Source organism: Massilia sp. CF038 (assembly GCF_900129765.1).
GTDB lineage: Bacteria > Pseudomonadota > Gammaproteobacteria > Burkholderiales > Burkholderiaceae_D > Telluria_A.
Map to the genome: position 1 here is coordinate 336,314 of NZ_FQWU01000003.1, position 22,505 is coordinate 358,818.

The window sequence follows — 22,505 nt, forward strand, 5'->3', positions numbered from 1 at the left end:
ATCGCTTGCGATGGCTCAGACGGCGATGCGGGTTTCGAACTTGCTGCGGTAGGTGGAAAAGTACGCTTTGACGTTGCGCACATTGGTGTGGGTCGCAAACAGGCGGTGCGCCAGCGCATGGTAGGCGGGCATATCGGCAACTTGCACGATCAGCACGAAGTCCGGTCCGGGCGCCACGCGGTAGCACTGCAGAACCGCGGCCTCAGCTGCAACGTACTGCTCAAATTCGCTCATGCGTTCGGCTGCTTGCACATCGAGCGTGATTTCGACCACGGCGGTCAGGCGCACACCCACCTTGTCGGGCGCAACAATGGCGACCTGGCGCTCGATCACGCCGCTTTCCGTCAGTTGCTTAACGCGCCGAAGGCAGGTGGGCGGCGAAACATGGACCCGTTCAGCCAACTCGGCATTGGTCTGCGAGGAATCAATTTGCAGGGCATTGAGGATGCGACGATCAACTTCGTCGAGATCAAGTGGTGACATTGTGTGTCCGCAATAAGGAAATACAAAAAAACTGCCGTAAAAATGAAATATTATTTCGATCAATGCTATTAATGAAATAATATACCAATTAGATAGTAAATTCGACAGCATATTTCATTGTGTTACCACTACTATCTGTCCATTGTAATTTTTTCATGAGGTTATCCCATGTGTGGCATCGTCGGAGCAGTAGCGCAACGTAATATCACCCCCATCCTGGTCGAAGGCCTGAAGCGCCTGGAGTACCGCGGCTACGATTCCTGCGGCGTGGCTCTGCACGTGGATGGCAAACTGCAGCGCTCGCGCAGCACGGCCCGCGTCGCCGAACTGGAAAGCCAAATTAACGAAGCCGGTATGCAAGGTTTTACCGGCATCGCCCATACCCGCTGGGCGACGCACGGTGCGCCGGCCTCCCATAACGCACACCCGCACTTCTCGCCGAACGAAGCCAACGCGCGCATCGCGCTGGTGCACAACGGCATCATCGAGAACCACGACGAACTGCGCGCCGAGCTGAGCGCCCTTGGTTATGTGTTCCAAAGCCAGACCGATACCGAAGTCATTGCCCACCTGGTGGACCATATGTATAGCGGCGACCTGTTCGAGACCGTGAAACTGGCGGTCAAGCGCTTGCACGGCGCCTACGCAATTGCGGTCTTCAGTCGTGAAGAGCCGCACCGCGTGGTCGCCGCGCGCCAAGGTTCGCCGCTGATCGTCGGTGTTGGCAAAGGCGAAAACTTTGTCGCATCAGACGCCATGGCGCTGGCCGGCACCACCGACCAGATCATTTACCTGGAAGAAGGCGACGTCGTCGACCTGCAACTGGGCAAGTGCTGGATTGTGGATGTGGACGGCCGCTCGGTCGAGCGCGAAGTCAAAACCGTGCACGCGCACACCGGCGCTGCCGAACTGGGCCCATACCGTCATTACATGCAGAAAGAGATCTTTGAACAGCCACGCGTGATCGGCGACACCCTCGAAGGCGTGACCGGCATCATGCCGGAACTGTTCGGTGATGGCGCCGCGCGCGTCTTCAAGGAAATTGACCGCGTCCTGATCCTGGCTTGCGGCACCAGCTACTACGCTGGCCTGACCGCCAAGTACTGGATCGAGTCCGTTGCCAAAGTGCCGGTCGCCGTTGAAATTGCCAGCGAATACCGCTACCGCGATACCGTCCCGCATCCGAAAACGCTGGTTGTCACCATTACCCAAAGCGGCGAAACAGCTGATACCCTGGCCGCACTCAAGCATGCGCGCAGCCTCGGCATGGTGCACACGCTGACGATCTGCAACGTTGCCACGAGCGCCATGGTGCGAGAGTGTGCGCTTGCTTACATCACCCGCGCGGGCGTGGAAGTGGGCGTTGCTTCGACCAAAGCGTTTACCACCCAACTGGCGGCGCTGTTCCTGCTGACCCTGACGCTGGCCCAGGTCAACGGCCATCTGAGCGACGAACAGGAAGCCACTTACCTCAAGCAAATGCGCCACTTGCCAGTCGCGATTGCAGCAGTGCTGGCGCTGGAACCACAGATTATTGCCTGGGCGGACGACTTTGCACGCAAGGACAACGCCCTCTTCCTGGGCCGTGGTATTCACTACCCAATCGCGCTGGAAGGTGCGTTGAAGCTGAAAGAGATTTCGTATATCCACGCCGAAGCTTACCCAGCAGGCGAACTGAAGCATGGCCCGCTGGCGCTGGTGACCGATGAAATGCCGGTGGTCACAATTGCCCCGAACGACGCTCTGCTGGAAAAACTGAAGTCCAACATGCAGGAAGTACGCGCCCGTGGCGGCCAGCTGTATGTGTTCGCCGACGTCGATTCGCGCATCACCTCGGGCGATGGCTTGCACGTGATCCGCTTGCCGGAACACTATGGCCTGCTGTCACCGATTCTGCACGTCGCAGCGCTGCAACTGCTGGCGTATCACACGGCGCTGGCTAAGGGCACGGATGTGGACAAGCCGCGCAATTTGGCCAAGTCGGTGACCGTCGAGTAAAGCGTGGTTGAGGCGAGACCAATGACTAGAGCAAATAGAGTTGGTCGAGCCAGAATAAAGTTGGTCGGGTGAGGTGATCTGTGCAATCACCGGCAAGCTGGGCGGGGCGAGCAAGCTCATGTACAGTGAGCGCGATCGACGGGCAGTTGTCGGCCAGATGCGGACAGTTCGATAGCCTCGTTCATTTTTCAATCTGCTTCTGTAAAGGGTAAAATTTGTGAGTCCAACTAATAACATTAAAAATGCCCTGCTGGATACGGAGGTCGATGTAAAAATTAAACTGTCCGGCCTATGGGCTGCGACGCTTTTTTGCTATCTCTACGGGGACTATTTCGAGTTATATGTTCCTGGAAAACTTAGCAGTATGCTTGATGGAAAAATTCTTCCGTTAGGTCCCGTGACTCAAGGAATCCTAGTGGGAACCGCATCCATGTTGGCGATACAGAGCGTTATGGTCTATCTATCGCTGATATTGAAACCTATCATCAACAAATGGATGAATCTCATATTCGGATTCGTATTTGCGGCGATTGTGTTGTCCGTGATTACCCAAGGTGGATGGATTTTCTATAAGCTCCTAGGCGCGGTAGAGATAGCACTTCTCTTGGGAATTGTCTGGCATGCTTGGACTTGGCCAAGAAACGAATAAGGGTCTAGAGAGATAGCTCGCTCCGAATGTCCGCTTTGGGGCGTAAGCGGTCCATCGCGACCGCGAGCACACGACGCGTGCCAGTACGAGTTCGACCAACTTTATTTGCTCGCGAGTCCGGACCATCGCGTAACTCACACAGCCCGACCAACTTTCGTCCTGCGGCGACGGTGTGAAATCAACGGGTTAGCCTGGCCAGCCCGACCAACTATATTCTGTGTGGTCAACAACACCACTAGGGCGAATAAAGTTGGTCGGAGCGGGCCCTTGCCTGTCGCAGCCCATGGTGGCGTCGACAGGCACGCTCACGTACAGTGAACCCTGCTCCTGCCTCTTCAAGCCAGGAGCAGTCGGTGACGTACTCGAATTGTCCAACCTGATCGCGATACTTGAAGCGGCAGGTCATGCCTGGCATGCGGGTGCGTGCGAACTCGTTCGTGATGTGCCATCGGGCTCAGCGCACCTGCGCCAACCGGGCCGGCGGCGAGGCACTCAGCTTGCCGACAAAGAAAGTGCCGCTGTAAGCCGGGTCGTCCACGCCCAGCGCAACGGCCGGCGTATCGCGCCGGGTCACGCCGTCGAGCGCGTCGTCCATGCTGTCCGGTCCGCACTTTGGCGTGCAGGACCAGGCTGACCCTGCCAGGTAGCGCAAGTCCAGGCTGACCAGTTTGCTTACCTTGTCGCGCACTTGCATGGCGAAGGGCGTAAAAGCGGTATTCCACGGCATGCCTTGCTGCAGGCGCGCATGCGTATTCCCGGTGAATACCAGGGAATATCCCTTTGCCGGGATAGCCGCCAGGAGGTTGGACGCCATGATTTTGTCGCGCATACTGTCGGAGACACTGTCCGGTGTGTCGTACGGCATGTCGAACGGCGTCACGCTGCGTACCCGCCCGGCGGCAGTGTCCTCGCGCAACGCGCGCAGCAGGGCCAGCATGGCCTGGCTCGATCGGCCATCTTCAGAACCCCAATGGGCGCCTTCGAGCAGCGCCTTTTCATCAATGCGCGACGCCATGAAGCCGGCCAGACGCGCGCGCTCGGAGGTGCTCATTTCCAGGAATACGGCGGGTCGCTCGCCCCGGGCTGCAAACTCGCGCACGCATTCGCCGAAGAAGCGCGGCGCTTCCTGGGTGCCGTGATATTCCCCGAACACCACCACGCCGCCGTCCGGCAGTGCGCGCTTGAGTTCCTGATAGCAGCTGGCACGCGCGCCAGCACAGCTGAACAGAAGCAGCGCAGCGATCAGGACATGGCGCGATGCCGGTTTCGGGGCAGAAGATGGGGTCGGGTTCAACGGCATAGTTGTGCGCATGATTGATTCAATAAAATTGCTCTTACATTAACATGGCAAGTCCCTCAACAGGCGGTTGGAAGCGATTTTTTCGTTCGGCATGCGCGCCGCTGCCCTGCCCTCAACGCTTCGCATTGGAGATGTACACGGGCGTCTCGGACTCGCCTTTTTCCGCCATTGCCAGCATGCCCTGCAGTTTGATGCGCTCACCTTCATCCGTCGCTGATGTCACCAGATCGCGCAAGATGGCAACATGGGCCGACTGCAACGCTTGCGCTGCGGGCACGGCGATGTTCGGCTTCACACCTACGCGTTCCCAGCTGGTTTTGGTGATGGGATTGATGGAGCGTCCATCCGGGATCGCGGCCACGATGCCGTGCCCAAGGCGATACGGGCTCACGGGATTGGCGGCGCCCAGGGTGGTTTCGCCCACCACGGTGCCGCGCTTCTGCGTCTGGAAGTTATAGGCGCATTCTTCGGCAGCCGAACCTGTACGCGCCGAGGTCAGCACGTAGACGGGTTTGCGGTAACGCTCCGTGACTGTCGTCAGCGTCCAGTACTCCCTTGTTGTGTTCGACGGCCGGTCATAAAGATCGTTCAGGTGACGCTTGTCGCCAGCAGGGAAGAAATGGCTCATCAAATAGGCGACGCTGGATGGGGAACCACCCCCATTGCGGCGCAGGTCGAGAATCAGCGCATCAGCGCCCGCCATCAAGGAAATCGCAGAAGTGTAGGCAGGACCGACCACATCCGCGGGGCCGAATTTGCTCAGCTCTATGTAGGCAACGTTGCCGGGAAGGCGCTCAATTTTTTCGATGCCGTATCCCGCGCGGATGGCTTGGGTACGGGCGTCGTCCATATCGTTCGGGCGGGGTGCGGCGGCTTCGCTGCTGGGCTTCAGTAAACGTTCATCAAACTTGACGTTGAAATGCAGGTCTCCGCTCAAGTCGCGCAGATCCTTTGCCAGAGCCGCGCTGAACGCCTGCGCACTCGCCGCGGAGGCATAGCCGCCTTGCGCATTCTTTTTGGCGATCGCATTGCCGACGCGTTTCGCTACAGCGGGATCGATGTAATTCGTGATCAGTTCTGTTGCCAGTGTCTGCAAGACCGCGGCGCGCGCGGAGGCGCTCAAGGGCGTCTCCGGCGTGGCGAAGACGGGAAGCGACAACATCGCACCTAACACGACGCCTGCAAAAAACTCCTTCTTACCTGACATATTTGCCTCCAGTTGGACTTCACATCGATGATTCGTGGCGTTGCATCACTCCGCATTCTTGTTCAGCTGTTGCAATGCCGCCGTCAGGGCGGGCATGTAGGAGCGGCTGGCGCGTAGCACGCTGCCGTCGCGCAGACGGAGCAAGGCGTCGCGGTTTGTGAGCGGACAAAGCTCGGCGATCATGTCCAGCCGCACGATGGACGAGCGGTGCACGCGGTGGAACTGGCGCGGGTCCAGCTGCATGATCAAGTGGTGAAGGCGTTCGCGCAGCAACCAGGTTTTACCGTTCGCGTGCAAGGTCGCGTAGTCACCATCAGCCTCGATGCGTTCGACTTCAGATGCGGGGACCAGGACTGTGCGTGATCCGTTGCGCACGCTGAAGGTATGTATCGCAGGGGCAGCCGGGGCTGCGGCACGCACTTGGCCACGGTATGGGAATGCTTGCTGCGCGCGGTCAAGGGCGTCGTCAAAGCGTTCATCATCGACAGGCTTGAGCAGGTAATCGATGGCCGCTAATTGAAACGCTTGCAGGGCAAAGCTGTCGTAGGCCGTGAGCAGAATCGCCATGGGCCGCTGCGCTGGGGCTAGCGCGGCCAACATCTCCAGGCCGGTCTTGCCGGGCATCTCGACGTCGACAAACACCAGGTCGGGCTTGAGCGCCAGAATACCTTCGTGCGCGCTGTCGCCGTCACCGAATTCACCGACCAGCTCAAAGGCGTCGCGCTGCGCCAGGCGGACTTTGACCGCCAGTCTGGCCAGTGGCTCGTCATCGACGATCACGACGCGGATCTTCATGCTGGCGCCCCAATTCTGTGCAGTGGCAGGGAGATGTGGACATGAAAGCGGCCATCCGCACGCCAGCTCGCGTCCACGCTTTGATGATCGCCGTACAGGTGGCGCAGACGTTCCCTGACGTTGGTCAGGCCAATGCCGTTTCCCGCCGGCGTCTGCTGCAAGCCGTCGTTCTGCACGTCGATGATCAGGCGCTCGCCGGCGCGCGCGACAAGGATGTCAAGGTGTCCGGGCGTGGACAGCGTTGCGATCCCGTGACGAATCGCGTTCTCAACCAACGGTTGCAGCACCAGGTAGGGCACGACGCTGTCCAGCAAATCGGGGCCGGCTTTCATCGTCATGCGCAGGCGGTCACCGAGCCGCGCCTTTTCAATCGCCAGGTAGGCATCGAGCAGCGCCAGTTCGTCGGCAAGCGCATGCTCGTGGCGGCCGTCGTGCGCGAGCGTGGTGCGCAGGAAGTCGGCCAGGCAGCCGATCATGCGGTTGGCTTCCTTGTTGGACTGGGCGGACACCAGCGCGGAAATGGCGTTCAGGGAGTTGAACAGGAAATGCGGATTGACCTGCAGCCGCAGCGCGCGCAACTCCGCGTCGCGCGTGGCGCTTTGGGCCTGGGCGAGATGGAGGTGTACCCGTTGCAGCGACAGATAATAAGCCGCAACCGCATGCACGGCGCAGAACGCAATCAGCGCCAGCCAGCAGCCATCCAGACCGCGCGGCAGATCGGCCCACTGGTAGCGGGTTTCCAGTCCCAGCGAAATGGCAAGGCGCTGCCCCATCAGCGCGTTCAGGATCGACATGGCGTAGCTGGCTGACAGCAGCACCAGTGCCATGCGCAGCCAGGGCCATTCGCGGCGCCACATGGCCCGCTGCAGCAGCGCCAGTGGAAACAGCCACGCCATACAGCCGACGAAAAACAGCGAACGGAAGGCCACAACATGCCCATGGCCGTAGGAAGGCAAGCCGAGAATGGCCATGCAGGCGCACACTGGCAATGCGGCAAGCACGGGAACAAGCAGGGGTGTTTCTATTTTCACGTGGGGGTCCTGGAATGCGATCGTTCAGTCACCCATCGAAAACAGCATCGAGCTGATCTTCCACCCTTCTTCTGCGCGCACCATCTGCCAGCTCTCGCTGCCGCGATTGCTCACCTTGCCGTCAACGAGGAAGTCGAAATCGAACCACACCGACGCCACTGCGCCATTGGTATCGATGCGCACGTTGTAGAAGCGCTCTTCAACTGGTTTGTCTGAATTCTGAATGTATTGGGAGAACTCTTTCCAGCTCGATGGTACCACCTTGCGGGCTTGCGGATTCCGCGCCTTTATCTCGGGCCATAGCGCCGCATCGGCGACCGACAACCAGCTGTCGTGGTCCTGCAGGAAGAGGCCGGCGAGCGTCTTGCCGTCATGCGCGATGATGGCGGTTTTAAATTGCTCGACCACCTTGTGGATGGCCGCAACGTCTGCCGCGTGCGCGCGGGCGACGGACCGATCCGCAGCGTGGGCCGGGCCAAGCAGGCACAAGGCGAAAAGAAGGAAGGATAGTAGAACGCGCATGGTCAGTCCCGAGGTCAGAAAGTGGTGACCTTAGGCGTTCGGCGGAGGGCGGTCCAGTCAAATGCGCCGAGCCGTGCATCCGGTGCGGTCAATCGGTTGGTCGGGGCAGGCATGCGAGCTTTGTTTCACTTGTAAGAATCTGCTTCAGAGTCACCGTGCTGATCGGATCGGAATTATATTGAACCCATCGAGATTCCAAACGGAGACACACATGAAACGCCTTCTCAACATTGCCATGATCACCGCCCTCAGTGCAGCCGCGCTGCTGCCCCTGTCTGCCAGCGCTGACAGCCGGGTGCGCGTCACCATCAATGCCGGCGCCCCGGTGTACAGCCACGCTGGCTATACCACGCATGAGCGCGTGCGCTACTATCAGCCCGCCTATGTCTACGCACCAGCGCCCCGCTATTACCGCGACGACCGCTACGTCCAGCAGCGCCAGTGGGGCGAGCGCAGCGGGTATGGCAGTGAGCACCGCCGCGGACGCCGCGACCTTGACCGCGATGGTATCGCCGACCGTTATGACCGCGATCTCGACAACGACGGCGTTCCCAATCGCTATGACCGCGACATGGACGGCGATGGCGTGCGCAACCGCTACGACCGCCGCCCGGATAATCGCTACCGGTATTAATGCTGTTACGACATGGCCCTCCGTCCGAGGGCCATGTTTGCTTTCGCCTGCCTAATACCGTTAGGCAACTTTGGCGAAAACACCACACAACCATCCCGAATTTCTCCCCTTCCCGGTCCAAGTTTTGACAATCCGTCAAACGTGCTAGATACTCAACGCTCGTGGAAACGCTTCCACGGAGAGCTCTGGTGCCGACCATATCGGCTGGAAGCGGTTGTAGCCCGAACGTCAAAACCCAAAATAAATTCGGAGACTTTCAACATGAAGATGAAGACGCTTAACATTTTGCTGGCATCCATTGTGGCTGCCGGCACCCTGGCCGCTTGTGGCGACAATTCGCCAAGTCAGACTCCCTCGGCGCAGGCCCCCGTCTATCTGGCCCAGACCGGCACCGCAGGTAGCGCCAGCTATGGCTACAACCCTGCCTCCACCTCCATCCAGTTTTATGTCAACAGCGCAGCCTGGGCTGATTTGCACTACACCGTCAACGGCGGCGGGCAGAACAATGTCCGCATGACTGCCTCCGGCGGCAATAACACTTACACGGTGCCGAACCTGAAGTCAGGCGACGTGGTCCGCTACTTCTTCACCGTTGCCAGTGGCAATGGCGCGCTCGACACGGCATGGCTGCAGGCGACTACCGGCGCCAGCGGCGGCGGCACGACCGTTGCCTCCACCTGTACTTTGCAGGCCGAGAATTATTCCAACGCCTTTGACACCACCGCAGGCAATACGGGCAACCAGTACCGCACCGACAACGTCGACATCGAAGCCACTACCGACGCTGGCGGCGGCTACAACGTGGCGTGGACCGCCAACGGCGAATGGCTGGCCCACAACAACATCACCTTCCCCACAACCGGGGCCTACACCCTGGCCTACCGCGTCGCGGCCCCGTCGGCAGGCGGCGTGATTTCCGCCGATCTGAATGCCGGCACCATCCCGCTGGGCACCACGGCCGTACCGGCCACGGGCGGCTGGCAAAACTGGACCACCGTCCAGCGCACCATCAATGTGAACGCTGGCACCTACAACCTGGGCACCTTTGTCAGCAATGCAGGCTTCAACCTGAACTGGATCAGTATTGCCGGCGCCAGCTGCGGCACCACGACCCCGCCAACGACGCCACCCACCACGCCGCCTTCGGGCTGGACGCTGGCATGGGCGGACGAGTTCAACGGCAGCGCCCTGGACGGCTCGAAATGGAACATCGAAGTCAACGGCAATGGCGGCGGCAACAATGAGTTGCAGTACTACACTGCGCGACCGGAAAACATCCGGGTGACCGGTGGCGAACTGGTGATTGAAGCGCGCAAGGAGGCCTACAACGGCAAGCAGTACACCTCAGGCCGCATTACCACGCAGAACAAAGCCAGCTGGCAGTACGGCCGCATGGAAGCGCGCATGAAGATCCCGACCGGCAAGGGTACCTGGCCTGCGTTCTGGATGCTGGGTAACTCCATCGCCACGGTGGGCTGGCCAGCCAGCGGTGAGATCGACATCATGGAGCACGTCAACTCGGAAGCAATGACCCATGGCACCATCCACTGGTCGGACGCAAACAACAATTACGCCAACTATGGCGGCCCATCGGGCAACCTGGACTTCGGCCAATACCATGTGTACGCCGTGGAATGGGATGCGTCGGCGATCCGCTGGTATGTGGACGGTAACAAGTTCCACGAAGTGAATATTGCCGGCGGCGTCAACGGCACATCGGAATTCCATGCGCCGTACTTCCTGCTGTTTAACCTGGCAGTAGGCGGCAACTGGCCTGGCAGCCCGGATGGCGCGACGGTGTTCCCGAACCAAATGAAGGTTGACTGGGTGCGCGTGTATCGCAAGTAAGGCCTGTTTGATTTCTCTCTGTTGACCGTTCATGGCGCCCCCACCCGGGGCGCCTTTTTTTTGTCCGCAAAACGCGCAGGGCGCTTACGCGGCTGCGGCGGCGACCGTCCCCTGTGCAGGCATGGCGCCCTTGTCCTTTTCATGGCTCGCGTCGTTGCTGCCGTCGCTGAACTGGAAATCGCCCGACGCATGCAGCGCCCATGCACCCTCACCCTGCAAGTGCAGTACATGGGTATGATGCCGCAGCACGGCTGGCCGGTGCGCAATGCTGATCAGGGTAGCGCCGCTTTCGCGCAGGCGCCCGTACAGGGCTGATTCGTTGCCACTGTCAAGCGCGCTAGTCGCTTCGTCCAGAATGACGATGCGCGGTGCGTGCACCAGCACGCGGGCAAATGCCATGCGCTGCTGCTCGCCGACGGACAACAGTTTTTCCCAGTCCTGCACGGCAGACAAGCCGCCCACGCGTTCGGCCAGCTCGGGCAAGTACACCTGGTCCAGAATGGCCAGCAATTGCTCGTCGCTCAGGTCGGAAGTAGCACTGGGATAAATCAACTGGCTGCGCAGCGACCCGTGTTGCAGGTAAGGCTGCTGCGGGAGGAAGAAGAAATCTTCCAGCGGTGGATGATGGATCCGGCCGCTCCCCGTTTGCCACAGCCCTGCAATTGCCCGCAGCAAGGAACTCTTGCCGCAACCGCTGTCGCCGGTAATGAGCAGGGCATCACCGGGCTGTAAGACCAGGCTCAGTTCCTTGATCAGTACCCGTTCCGACAGCGGCGGATGGAGGGTGAGACTTTCCAGCGAAAGCTGGGTACCGGGATGCAGTTCGATCCCGGCTGCCTTGGTCTCGCCGGGGGCTTCGTGTATGCCGTTGGGCAGAATCTTGTCCGACAATGCCTGCAGGCGACCCACACCGGCGACAAAGCGGCTCAGGCTTTCAAAGTTATCCACAATGACGCCCACCGCGCCAAGCACGGCCGTGAAGGCGCCGGCAGCCTGGGTGGCGCTGCCCACTTCCAGCTCGCCAGACAAGACGCTTTGCGCAAGAATTGCCGCCGGCAGCACCAGCGTCAGCTGGCTGAAGGTGCGCTGGTACAGGTTGAGCGAGCGCTGCTTCTTGATCAGCTTGTCGAAGTTCTGGATCACGCGGTTCAGCTTGCTGTCGATGTGGGCACGCTCCTGCGCTTCGCCCCGATAGAAGGCAATGGATTCGGCATTCTCGCGCACGCGCATCAGGCTGAAACGGAAATCCGCTTCGCGCCGCAGCTGCCAGAAGTTCAGGTGGATCAAGGGGTTGCCGAAGGCATACAGCGCAAAGGCCGTTCCCACCAGGGCGTACACCACCAGCACGCCCACCAGCAGATGGGAAATCGACCACAGCACGGCGCTGAACGCCACCAGCTGCATGGCCGAACCCAGGAAGATCAGCAAAAAGTTGATGGAGCGGCCGGTGAAGGTATTGATGTCTTCGCTGATGCGCTGGTCGGGGTTGTCCATCTCGCTGTCCGCGCCCAGGGCATAGTATTTGCGCTCCTTCAGGTAGCCGTCCAGCAGGCGGCCGGTGAGCCAGCGCCGCCATTTATTGGCGAACAAGTCGCGCATGTAGTAATAGAAGGCGTAGATCGGCACGGCAAAGGCCAGTACAAACAGGCAGGCGCGCACCGAAGCCCAGAAGCGGTCGCCCTCTTTTGCCGCCAGTGCCGAGGTCATCTCGCCAGCCTGGTTATTGAGCATGACTGCAAACTTGGTTTCAAACAGCATCAGCACGATCAGCAGCGTCAGCAAGACCCAGGCGGTCTTTTTTTCCTCGCCCAGCCAGTATGGTTTGGCCACGTTGAGGAACTGGCGCCACGCAGCGAGCGACAGGAAGGCAGTGCGGCGTCGCTTGGGCGGCGGTGGCGCGTCGTCAATATCAGCAACAGGACGCGCGGAGGTAATGGTAGCCATGGTTCAATCTTGCAAAAGGGATTTATGTCTTTCAGAATATGCCGCGATGCAAATCCGTTCAGTGCGGAAACAAACACAAGGAGAGCAATGGATCACGATCGTGAAGAAATGTGTGTGCCTCAGCCGATCCCGGCAAACATCGCCAGTCTCGTGGATGGATATGCCTGGGCACGCGATACCGTTGGTGAATCAGGCGGAACCGTATATCGGCTGCATGGCAAGTCGGATGCGCCGGATTTGTTCTTGAAGCACGGCCAGGGCGTCTTTGCAGACGACGTAATTGGCGAGATGGCCAGGCTGCGCTGGCTGGCCGGCCACATCGCCGTGCCTGCGATCGTGCAGTTTGTGGCTACCCCGGACGGGGCATGGCTGCTGATGAGCGCGATGCCCGGCAAGACGGCTTACCAGCTCATGTCAGATCAGGCCGGCTCGGGCAACGCTGTCGTCGACGCGCTGGCCGACTTTTTGCGCCGCCTGCATGCCATTCCGGTGGCTGCCTGCCCGTTTACGAGCGCGCATGCACATCGTTTGCATCTGGCGCGCGCGCGCATCGATGCCGGCCTGGTGGATGCGGACGACTTTGACGATGAACGCGCGGGCTGGTCGGCGGAGCAAGTATGGGATGCCATGCAGGATTTGTTGCCGCTCGCGCCAGACCTGGTGGTGACCCACGGCGACTATTCGCTCGACAACGTGTTCATCGTTGATGGCAAGGTCAGCGGCTGCATCGATGCCGGACGCGTCGGCATTGCAGACCGCTACCAGGATCTGGCGATCGCATGGAATTGCCTGAGCGAGTTTGGTCCCGCCTTGCAGAAAAGGTTCCTGCAACAATACGGCGTGACCCAGCCCGATCAAGCCAGGCTGGCATTCCACTTGATGCTGGACGAGCTGTTTTAAACGGGTGCCTTGATTTCGCCCTTGAAGCGGCCTTTGAATACCAGCTCATCAAGCGGTACGCGTTGCGACGGCGTTTCGCGCTGGCGCAGCGCGTCGGGCAAGCTGGCCGCATCGCCCTGGTAGCCGATGGCCACGGCTGCCTCGACCTGCAGATTGTCCGGCATACCCAGCACCAGCGGCACTTTGTCGTATTCCACCCCAGCCATGCCGTGCGCCACCAGACCCATGGCGTGCGCCTGCAAGCTCAGCGACATGAAGGCCGATCCGGCGTCAAAGCTGTGGGTGCGGATGGGGCGGGTGCCGTCGTAGGAGGTGACGGAGGCAATGATCATCAGCGCACCGGCATTGCGGGCCCAGCCTTCATTAAATGGCACCAGCAGGCTCAGCAACGTATCGAATTCCGGCTCGCCCCGTACGCCGTAGAAAAAGCGCCATGGCTGCAAGTTGGAGCCTGACGGCGCCCAGCGCGCCGCTTCCAAAACAGTCAGCACCTGTTCATGGGTGACTGGCTTGTCGGCAAAGGCACGCGGCGACCAGCGCTCGGTAAATTGCGGGTCGATCGGGTGGTCAGGGGTGCGAGCGTTGCTCATGGTGGTTCCTTGTCGGTTGAAAGGGGCTTGCAATGGCTAGGTCGAGGGCTTGTTATTTTGGGTCTGCGCCATTTCCAGCGCAGGCAAGGTCACGCTCAGGAACGACGATACCTGGACAATCAGATCGGCTGCCTGCTGGCGCACCTGTCCCATTTGCAGGATCGACAGTTCGGCCTGGCGTACGGCTTGCTGAATCAGGGTGCGGCGCTGCTGCAGTACGTCGAGCAAGGTTGCATCGTGGGCGCGGGCGGCCAGATCGGACACCACTGCCAGTGCGACCCAGTGCAAGGTCAGGTTTCTGGCCGACGCATCCAGGTCGGAAGTGGCCAGCTCGCTGTCGAGCATAAGTTGTTGCAACTGGCTGCGCGCGGCAAGCAGGCGCGGCTTGAACTCGGCGGGCGCCGCCGGCCGGCCAAACAGTTTGCCGAACACGCCGCTGGGCGGGCGCGTGCTTTCAAGTGCTGCATCAAGCAAGGCTGGCACTTCCATCTTCGCAAACTGGCGCACCAGCTCGGTCATGGGCTGCAACAGCGCGGCCTGCTCCATCAAGGGCTGTTCGGCCCATTCGGTCACGAGCGACAGCCTGACTGGCAGCAGGCGCCGGAACAAGGCTGCCAGGCGCTGTTCCGACTGGTCGAACAAGGCCGGATGGCCAACGCGCGCGCTGGCCAGGGCATCGCGCACGGCTGGGTGGTCTTCGCTGTCGAACAAAGGCTTGGGCGTGGCCGGCTTGGGAGGCATGCGTGCGGCGCTGGCGCTTTCCGGCATATCGTCGAACGAGAGCGCCTTGGGGGGCGTGCCAGCGGCCGGAGCCGCTTGCTCCTCGCCAAAGTCGAATGCCCGCGGCGTCGCAGCGGGCGTGGCGGGTTCGGGAACCGGGTCCTCGCCGAAATCGAAGGCCTTGGGCGGCTGATTGCTCATCGTGCAGTCGGAATCAGGCGCCCTGCAGCCGTCCTCAGACGGTGCCGCCGAGCTTGCGAATGAAGGTGGCAAGATTGAGCTTGAAGCCGGCGCCGACGGCCTGGAAGCGCCATTCGCCATCTTTACGGTAGAGCGAGCCGAATTGCAGCGCGGTCTTGTCGGAGTAGTCTTCGTTCAGGTTGTAGCTGGCCAGTTCTTCGCCCGTGTCGTCGTTGTACACCTTGACGTAAGCACCGTTCACGCGGCCAAAGTTCTGCTTGCGCACTTCGGCGTCATGGATGGTGACCACGATCGGCATTTCGACCACTTCGGGCTGGACTTTGGCCAGGTCGACGGTGATGACTTCATCGTCGCCATCGCGGTCGCCGGTACGGTTGTCGCCCGAATGCACCACGGCGCCGTCGGGCGAGGTGGTGTGGTTGTAATAGACGAAATGGGCGTTGCTGAGCATGACTGGCTCGTCAGCGTCGTTCTTGCGGCACAGGAAGACGGACGAGTCCAGGTCAAAGGCCTGGCCGTCAGTGGCATTGACGTTCCAGCCGAGGCCGATGCGCACCTTTTTCAAGCCAGGGGCGGTTTTTTCGAGATTGATCCGGTGGCCGGTTTCGAGCGTCGTCGACATGGACTTTCCTTGGATGGTGAAATAGATATTTTAGGCGTAGTGAGCGCTAAGTGCAGACATCGTCCTCGCGAAGGCGGGGACCCATAGCACGCTGAACAACTTCGGTACAGTGTTATAGGTCGCGAGGCGTCGCACCGCCGCCTTCGCGAGGACGATGTATTTGGCTATTTTAAGGTCAGGGCGCGGGTGGCGAAAAGCGCTCGATCAGCTCGCGCTCAAGCGCCTGCAGCTTGGGCAATTCGTCCTTGCGTCGTTGCTGGCCTTCTTTCGAGATCTGTTCCAGCTTGTCGAAGGCGGTAATGAGCTGGGTTTGCACGTGCTGCGCGGTTTCCAGGCTGACCAGGGAGCGCTGCTTGGCGCGCGCGACCGTCTCGGTATTTTCAAGCAGCATGTCTGCCTGGGCGCGGAAGGCCGCGTCAGTCGCGTCGTAAGCGGCATTGGCCACGGCCGCGCTCTGCTTGGCTTCGAGCTGCAGCAGGTACAGCGAAAACACATTACGCCAGGCGGGAATCGAGACGTTGACGATGTCGGTAAAGGTATCGGTCAGCGCGCGCGCATTGTCTTGCGACAGGCGAATTTGCGGCACCATCTGGGTGGCCATCAGCATGGCGCGGCGCAAGTCGTCGACGCGCTTTTCCAGCCGTTCGAGCCGGCGCTTGAGTTCGGTGGCCTGCTGGGCTTCAAAGGCATTGGCTGCGGCTGGCAACTGGGCCACGGCTTGCTGCAGTTGCAGGATCCAGCCTTCGCCTTTTTTGACGTCGGCATCGAGGCCCTGGTAATACACTTCCAGGCCTTTGTACATTTCGTCGAAGTCGTGGATGCGGCCCTTGTGCACATTGGCGTGGCGCGTCATTTCGCTGACCAGGGTATCCATGCGCGATTCCACCACCTGGAATTGCGACAGCATTTTTTCTTTCACGGAGCCAAACAGGTTGGTCACGCGCGAGAGCAAGCCGCCAGAGCGCAGCTTGGCCGGGTCCAGGCCCTTGGAGGTGGCAATCAGTTCGTTGAGCTGAGCGCCAAACACATCGGCGTCCGAGGCGCGCACGGTGCCAAGCAGCTTGGCCGAGACCTTGGCCACGCCGGTGCCGGTCGAGCCGCCCAGCGACTCGATGGCCTTGTCGTCAATACCGGAAATATCGACCCGCACCATCGGCGTTACGTCGGCCTCCGGGCGCAGGGCTGGCAAAGCGCCCGTGGTACCGGCGGGATCGAGCAGCGGGGCCAGGCTGGGGAGCGCGGCCGCAGGCGGCGCCGATGCCGGTTGCGCTTCTTCGTCGGAGGAAAACAGCGGTTTCATAAAATTCCTTCAGGTTGGAGGTGACGACGGTGATAGCTTACCACTGGACAAAGCGTCAACGCGAGCGGCGCGTCGACGGCGCGCCCTTCGTCAATACCCCACCACAGGATCGCTGCAGACCGCTTCGATATTATGGCCGTCGGGGCCGATGACAAATGCTGCATAGTAGTGTGCATGGTATTGAGGGCGCAGACCGGGTGGCCCATTGTCCCGCCCGCCAGCCTCCAGTGCCGCATGATAGAACGCGTCCACTTGCTGGGGCGTCGACGCGGCAAACGCCAAGTGCAGATGGGCCGGCTTTTCGTTGGTCTGGAACAGGCACAGGGTTGCGCGCGCGTCGGCACACAATTCCACGCCGTAGGCGGGATCGCCTTCAGCTGCCACCCGCACGCCGAGTGGCGCAAGGGCTGCAAGGAAGAACGCCTTGCTGGCGGCGTAGTCGCTGACCCCAAACTTAATGTGATCGAACATGTTCACTTCTCCAAAGTGCCGGGCTCAGGCCCGAAAGCGTATTGCCTCGATCACCAGCGCGCGCGACGTCTGGCGGCGGCGCGGGTAATCGGCATGCAGGCCCGGGAAATGCGGGCAGCGGTCGTCCATCACATGCCGTGGCTTGCTGGCTGCGGGGAAAGTAAGACTGGTCATAGCGCACTCCGATTTTGTGGGTTGTGCAGAATGGTAGCCTTGAAGGCGAGGTACAAAACGGCTGAAACTTGCATGGGTTTATGAATCTTGCCCATGAATGCTGCGAATTTTGCGGGTATGAATTTCATTAAACTGCTTCTGCGTGCAGCGGGGTGCACGTTTTGCGCACTTGTACATTTGCTAAGTCGGCACTATCCTTGGGTGAGGCGGCAATTTCACCGCTGCGCATTCCGGAGGATTGCCATGGCTTATGTCGTACGGTTCCGCTCTTTAGCGTGCGTGCTTGTGTGCGCGCTGTCCCTGATCGGGTGCAGCCACGCGCCGCTGCGCCCGGTGCCAGCGGTGGTACTGGTGGCGGACCAGACCAATGCGGTGGCTTACTGGCACGATATTGGCGCGGCTACGGTCACTGCGGCCGCTTCGGCTGCGGGAACGGAAGCTGAGCAACATCCCGCTTTTCCGGCCGACATGGCGACCTTGCATCTGGCCATGTACGACGCGGCGATGGCCATCGCGCCGCGTTATCGTCCGTTTCTGTACCGACCCGATGCGCCGTCACCCCATGCCTCGCTCGATGCCGCAACCGCCGCCGCGGCCTATCAGGTGCTGCTGGCCCTGTTCCCCAGCCGCGTCAGCGTGTACCAGAATGCCTACCTGCAGTTTGTTGCGGCGATTCCCGAGGGCCCGGCCAAGGTCAGCGGGCTGAGTCTGGGTGCTGCCGCCGCCGCCGCCCACCTGCAGCGGCGCACCCGCGATGGACGGGCCACGCAGTTGCCTGTCTATGCGCCTGGGGGCACGCCCGGGCAGTTCCGGGGCCGCGATCCGATCCTGCGCGACTGGATTTCGATCAAGCCCTTTGTGCTGCGCAGCCTGGCCCAGTTCCGGCCGGCGCCCGCGCCCGCACTGACCAGCAGCGAGTACGCTGCCGACTTCAACGAAGTCAAGGCGCTGGGCGGAACGGCCAGCCTGCTGCGTACCGCCGAACAGCTTGAAACAGCACGCTTTCATGCTGAATTGCCGCCGGTTCAAGTCACACGCAACCTGGGGCGCTTTGCGCGGACCACAGCCGACCCGGTCGCAGCTGCCAGACTGATGGCGGCCCTGTACACCAATTACGCCGATGCCATGGCCGCCTGCATGGAAGCGAAGTACCACTACGATACCTGGCGCCCGCAGTCCGCCATACCCCTGGCGGCAGAGGACGGCAATGCCGCAACACTCGCCGATCCCGACTGGAAGCCGGTGCTGGCGACGCCTAACCATCCGGAATACCCGGCCGGGCATGCCTGTTCATCTGGCACCATCGGGGAACTGTTGCAGCAGTACTACGGTACCGATCAGGTGGCCTTCGACTGGGACAGCAAAGTCACCGGCACCATCCGCCACTATGCCAATACCAGCGCCCTGGCCGATGAAAGCACGGTCGCGCGCATTTATGGCGGGATGCATTTCCGCTACGCGACGGTGGCCGGCGTGACCCTGGGCCGGCAAGTGGCCCGCTGGACCATGCAGCATGCTTTCCAGCCACAACCCTGACCAGGACTGATTCCGGATCGTGGCTTCAGGATGTTAATGTTAGAATAACGTTTCTTTGGCGCATTAAGCGCCACCTCTCCCTTTCCTCTTGCCCTCCTCTCTTATGATTTCTTCCTGCTCGCGTTTTGCCCGTGCCAGCCGGGCGTCCTGCCTGGTGCTTGCCGTTCTGTCTTTGTCTGCTCAGGCTGCCATCAAGGAAAGCACCACGTTTTCGAATGGACCAAAAGCGCCCGTGCTGCAATGCACTGACGTGGAATCGGGCAAAGCGGTCGAGTGTCCTGAAGCCTCCTTCAAAGAGAACTACGGGACGGCGCCGGTGGAGATTGCGTTCCATGGACACGACTTCGAAGAGCTCGACGCCATTTATGATCAGGTTGCGTCGGGCGAAAAGCAGTTCAACGATGGCGTGCCCTACCTGAAATACTATTTCGGCACGCTGTCCCGAATGATAACGACGTGGGAACGGTGGGACGCCGATCTGGTCCGCATCCAGAAATGGCAGCGCGCGCGTCCGACGTCGGTTGCGGCCAAACTGACCGAAGCGGTGTATTGGCATGCGTATGCCTGGAATGCGCGCGGCACCGCCTTTGCCTCCGAGGTGCGGCAGGAAAGCTGGGATCTGTACCGTGAACGCATCGCCAAAGCCAAGGCGGTGCTGGAAGAAATCAAACCACAGGCCAAGCAATTTCCCGCCTGGTACACGCTGCGTATTGACCTGGCGGCGGAGTCGGAATCGAAAGAGGCAACCCGGCGCATTTTTGATGAAGCGCTGACGCTTCACCGGCAGTACTACCCGATCTTTTTATCGATGGCCCATGCCTACGAGCCAAAATGGGGCGGCAGCGTGGCGCAGTTTGAAGCGTTTGCCGACGAGGCCGTCGTGCTGTCGAAGGGATTCGAAGGGCCGGGCATGTATTCCCGCATCTTCTGGACCATGGATTCGGTGCATGATCTGCCCTTCCGTTCCAAGGAGGACGCGGTGCCAAGCTGGACCAAGCTGAACGCCGGTTTTGCCGATTTGCTCGCGCGCCACCCCAAGAGCCACAATATTCTTAATCAGTATGCCTCGCTGGCCTGCCGTGCCAATGACGGGCCCCTGTACCGCAAGCTGCGCACCCAGCTCGGTGACTACCTGATGGAGCGCTACTTCACCATGGTGCCGGTGGAAGCCTGTGATCGGCGCCACCAGTGGCCGGCCGCTGCGAAGAAGAAGGCGGCGCGATGAGGCGCGCCAGTCTGGCCGCCTGCCTGCTGCTGGCATGGTGCGCCCATGCCAATGCCGGGGCCAGGATCGAACGGGGCCACGCTTTTCCGCGCGTGCCCGGCACGGATTTCGACGCTTTCGAGTGCGTGGACAGCGTGACCAGAACCGCGCGGCCCTGCCCGGACGTGACCGTCATTGACGATGCCCAGGCCGCGGCCGTGGTCCAGCCTTACGAACGGGCCGACTTCGATGCGCTCGAAGCCACCTTTGCGCGCTGGCGCGACGGCGGCAAGCAGTTCGACGATGGCAGCTGGGAACTGGCCCTGTACTTGCCAGGCTTGACGCGCGCATTTACCAACTTGACTGCCGACAGCGCCGTGCTGGCAAGCTGGCAAAAGCGCAAACCGGGCTCGCTGGCGGCGCAGATCGCCCAAGCCCAGCTCTGGTATGTGTACGCGCTGCGCGTGAAGGGGAATGACCCGCATGCCGTACCAGGGCCGGAGGCGCAGGCGATTGCTGCCGAGCGGCTCAATCAGGCGGCCGCCTTGTTGCGCACCTTGAAAGCGCCCATGCGCGGCAGCCCGCTCTGGTATGAGCTGGCAATTGCCGTGGCCAGAGAGCGCGCCGCCTTGCCCCAGGCACGTGCGCTGTTTGCCGAAGGTAGCAAGCGCTTTCCGCGCTATCACCCCTTGTATCTCAGCATGAGCGAAGCGTACACGGGCGCCGCGTTTGACACCTTCGCCGGCCAGGCGGTGGCGCTGACCAGGCAGTTCGAAGGCAGTGGCATGTACGCACGCCTGTACCTGCAGGCAGATCGCAGCAATCGGATGCGATTCGATCCGCAGCGCGCGTCGTTGCCGGGCTGGCCGCGCTTGCGCGCTGCCTACGAGGATTTGCTGCAGCGCTATCCGGACAGTATTGGCCTTGCCACCAGCTTTGCATCGGCCGCGTGCCGCGCCGAGGACAGCCCGTTGTACCGGCAACTGCGCAGCCGGGCCGATGTCTACCTGCTGTCCGAACGCTTCATCCTGGTCCCGGTCGAAGCCTGCGACCGTCGTCATGGGTGGACCGCCGACTAGATTGTTGCTTTGCAAGCTCATGCACAAAAAATAAGTTCATTATTTTTTGACTAGGACTATTCCGCACAGATTTGTAGGACTATACTTACAAGTATTTTCTACTAAGAAATTTGTGTTTATGAAAACCAAAGTCTGCCTGAGCGTCGATACGGAATTCAGCATCGGCGGCGCGTTCATTGACACGCGCAATGTTCCGATCGCTGAAAAGCGGGTCTGGTGCGACGTGGAGGGCAAGTCCGAGGGCTTGGGTTTCATCCTCGATTGTCTGGAACGCCATCGAATCACTGCCACGTTTTTTGTCGAAGCGTTGCAGCAGCACTATTTCAAGCACGATCCGATGGCGCCCATCGCCCAGCGCCTGCATGGCGCCGGGCACGAGGTGCAGCTGCATGTCCATCCGTGCTGGCATCTGTTCCAGCATGAGGACTGGAAAGAGCGCCTCGGTCAGAAGAGCCGCGTGGACGCCTTTTTTGGGCGCGACGAAGATGAGTCGCTGGCGCTGATCCAGGATGCAATGGCGATTTTTGCCGGCTGGGGCATTCCGGCGCCGACGGTGTTTCGCAGTGCCAGCCTGCAGCACGACGCGGCCCTGTACCGGGCCACCGCGCGCGCGGGCATTCCTTATAGTTCGAATATTGGCGTGGCCATCTTTGACAGCGGCGATCCGGACTACAAGCTGTATGGCGGCCGCCATCTGCGCCACGGGGTGATTGAATGCCCGATCCTGACCTTCAGCGACTGGGACATGTTTGGCAAGCAGCACCTGAAAACGCTGACGATTACCGGCACCAGTTTTGCCGAAACCCGTACCTTGCTCGAGCGCGCACAACGTGCAGGCATCGAGCAGGTGGTAATTCTGACCCATCCATTCGAGTACGTGCAGTGCGGCGACTTCACCATGCGCGAAATGCGGCGCAACCGCCTGAACCAGCGACGCCTTGAGCAGGTGGCTGCGTATCTCGATGCGCGCCGTGACTTGTTCGACACCTGCGGGATCGGCGCTGCCGCCAGCATGCCCATGGCCGCAACATCGGCCAACAACGCACTGCTCAAGGGCCGTCTGTTGCAGGCTTTGCCGCGCATGGCGAGCCAGTATGCCTACGAGCGCTATGGCAAGTGGCAACTGGCACGGATGGCACGCCAACCGCGCCCGGTCGCGGCCGGCACCGCGCCGATCGCGGACCTGGCCTAAGACAGCACTCCGGCGAAAGAGCGATAACTAAAAAGTATCGGTCGTGCGAAAAATGTGATCGGTCGTAAATATGGGGCTCTGCTAGACTCTGCAGCAATCTTGTCA

At 60.8% G+C, this 22,505-nt stretch carries 22 protein-coding genes; 9 read left to right on the plus strand and 13 right to left on the minus strand.

Annotated elements, in window-relative coordinates; translation table 11 throughout:
* Positions 1 to 15: 15 nt before the first annotated feature.
* Entirely contained in the window at positions 16 to 483 is a 468-nt protein-coding gene (locus BUC24_RS20790; RefSeq protein ID WP_073221276.1) for an Lrp/AsnC family transcriptional regulator, read from the minus strand.
* Positions 484 to 651: 168 nt separating this feature from the next.
* On the opposite strand from BUC24_RS20790, the gene glmS reads away from it, so the two are divergent.
* On the plus strand, positions 652 to 2,481 hold the full coding sequence (gene glmS / locus BUC24_RS20795; protein WP_073221278.1) for a glutamine--fructose-6-phosphate transaminase (isomerizing): 1,830 nt from the start codon (positions 652 to 654) through the stop codon (positions 2,479 to 2,481).
* Between the two features lie 217 nt (positions 2,482 to 2,698).
* Positions 2,699 to 3,130 (plus strand): DUF6326 family protein, encoded by a 432-nt coding sequence (locus BUC24_RS20800; RefSeq protein ID WP_073221281.1) that lies wholly within the window; start codon positions 2,699 to 2,701, stop codon positions 3,128 to 3,130.
* A gap of 454 nt (positions 3,131 to 3,584) precedes the next feature.
* Here the strand turns inward: BUC24_RS20800 and BUC24_RS20805 are convergent, their stop codons facing one another.
* From BUC24_RS20805 to BUC24_RS20825, 5 genes are all read right to left on the minus strand, one after another.
* On the minus strand, positions 3,585 to 4,442 hold the full coding sequence (locus BUC24_RS20805) for a TraB/GumN family protein (RefSeq protein WP_143167602.1): 858 nt from the start codon (positions 4,440 to 4,442) through the stop codon (positions 3,585 to 3,587).
* Positions 4,443 to 4,542: 100 nt separating this feature from the next.
* Positions 4,543 to 5,637, minus strand: a complete 1,095-nt coding sequence (locus BUC24_RS20810; RefSeq protein ID WP_083599058.1) for a S41 family peptidase — start codon at positions 5,635 to 5,637, stop codon at positions 4,543 to 4,545.
* 45 nt (positions 5,638 to 5,682) lie between these two features.
* Entirely contained in the window at positions 5,683 to 6,432 is a 750-nt protein-coding gene (locus BUC24_RS20815) for a LytR/AlgR family response regulator transcription factor (protein ID WP_073221290.1), read from the minus strand.
* Positions 6,429 to 7,463 carry a sensor histidine kinase gene (locus BUC24_RS20820; protein WP_229448481.1) on the minus strand — a complete coding sequence of 345 codons (1,035 nt, stop codon included), beginning with the start codon at positions 7,461 to 7,463 and terminating at the stop codon, positions 6,429 to 6,431. Before BUC24_RS20820 ends, BUC24_RS20815 begins: the two co-directional genes overlap by 4 nt.
* A 24-nt stretch (positions 7,464 to 7,487) precedes the next feature.
* The gene (locus BUC24_RS20825; RefSeq protein WP_073221296.1) at positions 7,488 to 7,985 is read right to left on the minus strand and encodes a hypothetical protein; all 498 of its coding nucleotides are present in this window, start codon (positions 7,983 to 7,985) and stop codon (positions 7,488 to 7,490) included.
* Positions 7,986 to 8,196: 211 nt separating this feature from the next.
* On the opposite strand from BUC24_RS20825, the gene BUC24_RS20830 reads away from it, so the two are divergent.
* On the plus strand, positions 8,197 to 8,619 hold the full coding sequence (locus tag BUC24_RS20830) for a hypothetical protein (protein WP_083599060.1): 423 nt from the start codon (positions 8,197 to 8,199) through the stop codon (positions 8,617 to 8,619).
* Between the two features lie 261 nt (positions 8,620 to 8,880).
* The gene (locus BUC24_RS20835; RefSeq protein ID WP_218606527.1) at positions 8,881 to 10,467 is read left to right on the plus strand and encodes a carbohydrate-binding protein; all 1,587 of its coding nucleotides are present in this window, start codon (positions 8,881 to 8,883) and stop codon (positions 10,465 to 10,467) included.
* 84 nt (positions 10,468 to 10,551) lie between these two features.
* Here BUC24_RS20835 and BUC24_RS20840 read toward each other — a convergent pair whose 3' ends face one another.
* Positions 10,552 to 12,411: an ABC transporter ATP-binding protein/permease gene (locus tag BUC24_RS20840; protein WP_083599061.1), complete on the minus strand. Its 1,860-nt coding sequence runs from the start codon at positions 12,409 to 12,411 to the stop codon at positions 10,552 to 10,554.
* Positions 12,412 to 12,498: 87 nt separating this feature from the next.
* Here BUC24_RS20840 and BUC24_RS20845 point away from each other — a divergent pair, with 87 nt between their 5' ends.
* Positions 12,499 to 13,311 (plus strand): APH(3')-I family aminoglycoside O-phosphotransferase, encoded by an 813-nt coding sequence (locus BUC24_RS20845; RefSeq protein ID WP_073221298.1) that lies wholly within the window; start codon positions 12,499 to 12,501, stop codon positions 13,309 to 13,311.
* Here the strand turns inward: BUC24_RS20845 and BUC24_RS20850 are convergent.
* From BUC24_RS20850 to BUC24_RS26745, 6 genes are all read right to left on the minus strand, one after another.
* Positions 13,308 to 13,901: a nitroreductase family protein gene (locus tag BUC24_RS20850; protein ID WP_073221300.1), complete on the minus strand. Its 594-nt coding sequence runs from the start codon at positions 13,899 to 13,901 to the stop codon at positions 13,308 to 13,310. The genes BUC24_RS20845 and BUC24_RS20850 overlap by 4 nt on opposite strands.
* A 36-nt stretch (positions 13,902 to 13,937) precedes the next feature.
* A complete protein-coding gene (locus tag BUC24_RS20855) occupies positions 13,938 to 14,822 on the minus strand; it encodes a hypothetical protein (protein ID WP_073221303.1) in 885 nt (294 codons plus the stop codon).
* Positions 14,823 to 14,856: 34 nt separating this feature from the next.
* On the minus strand, positions 14,857 to 15,444 hold the full coding sequence (locus BUC24_RS20860; protein ID WP_073221305.1) for a TerD family protein: 588 nt from the start codon (positions 15,442 to 15,444) through the stop codon (positions 14,857 to 14,859).
* A gap of 175 nt (positions 15,445 to 15,619) precedes the next feature.
* Positions 15,620 to 16,744, minus strand: a complete 1,125-nt coding sequence (locus BUC24_RS20865) for a toxic anion resistance protein (protein WP_073221308.1) — start codon at positions 16,742 to 16,744, stop codon at positions 15,620 to 15,622.
* 90 nt (positions 16,745 to 16,834) lie between these two features.
* The gene (locus BUC24_RS20870; RefSeq protein ID WP_073221310.1) at positions 16,835 to 17,215 is read right to left on the minus strand and encodes a VOC family protein; all 381 of its coding nucleotides are present in this window, start codon (positions 17,213 to 17,215) and stop codon (positions 16,835 to 16,837) included.
* A 24-nt stretch (positions 17,216 to 17,239) separates the two neighbouring features.
* Positions 17,240 to 17,389 (minus strand): hypothetical protein, encoded by a 150-nt coding sequence (locus BUC24_RS26745; RefSeq protein ID WP_229448483.1) that lies wholly within the window; start codon positions 17,387 to 17,389, stop codon positions 17,240 to 17,242.
* 243 nt (positions 17,390 to 17,632) lie between these two features.
* On the opposite strand from BUC24_RS26745, the gene BUC24_RS20875 reads away from it, so the two are divergent.
* From BUC24_RS20875 to BUC24_RS20890, 4 genes are all read left to right on the plus strand, one after another.
* The gene (locus tag BUC24_RS20875; RefSeq protein ID WP_178372589.1) at positions 17,633 to 18,925 is read left to right on the plus strand and encodes a vanadium-dependent haloperoxidase; all 1,293 of its coding nucleotides are present in this window, start codon (positions 17,633 to 17,635) and stop codon (positions 18,923 to 18,925) included.
* A 103-nt stretch (positions 18,926 to 19,028) separates the two neighbouring features.
* The gene (locus tag BUC24_RS20880; RefSeq protein ID WP_073221315.1) at positions 19,029 to 20,150 is read left to right on the plus strand and encodes a DUF4034 domain-containing protein; all 1,122 of its coding nucleotides are present in this window, start codon (positions 19,029 to 19,031) and stop codon (positions 20,148 to 20,150) included.
* Positions 20,147 to 21,208: a DUF4034 domain-containing protein gene (locus tag BUC24_RS20885; RefSeq protein WP_143167603.1), complete on the plus strand. Its 1,062-nt coding sequence runs from the start codon at positions 20,147 to 20,149 to the stop codon at positions 21,206 to 21,208. The genes BUC24_RS20880 and BUC24_RS20885 overlap by 4 nt, the downstream gene beginning before the upstream one ends.
* 118 nt (positions 21,209 to 21,326) lie before the next feature.
* Entirely contained in the window at positions 21,327 to 22,400 is a 1,074-nt protein-coding gene (locus BUC24_RS20890) for a polysaccharide deacetylase family protein (protein ID WP_073221320.1), read from the plus strand.
* Positions 22,401 to 22,505 lie beyond the last annotated feature (105 nt).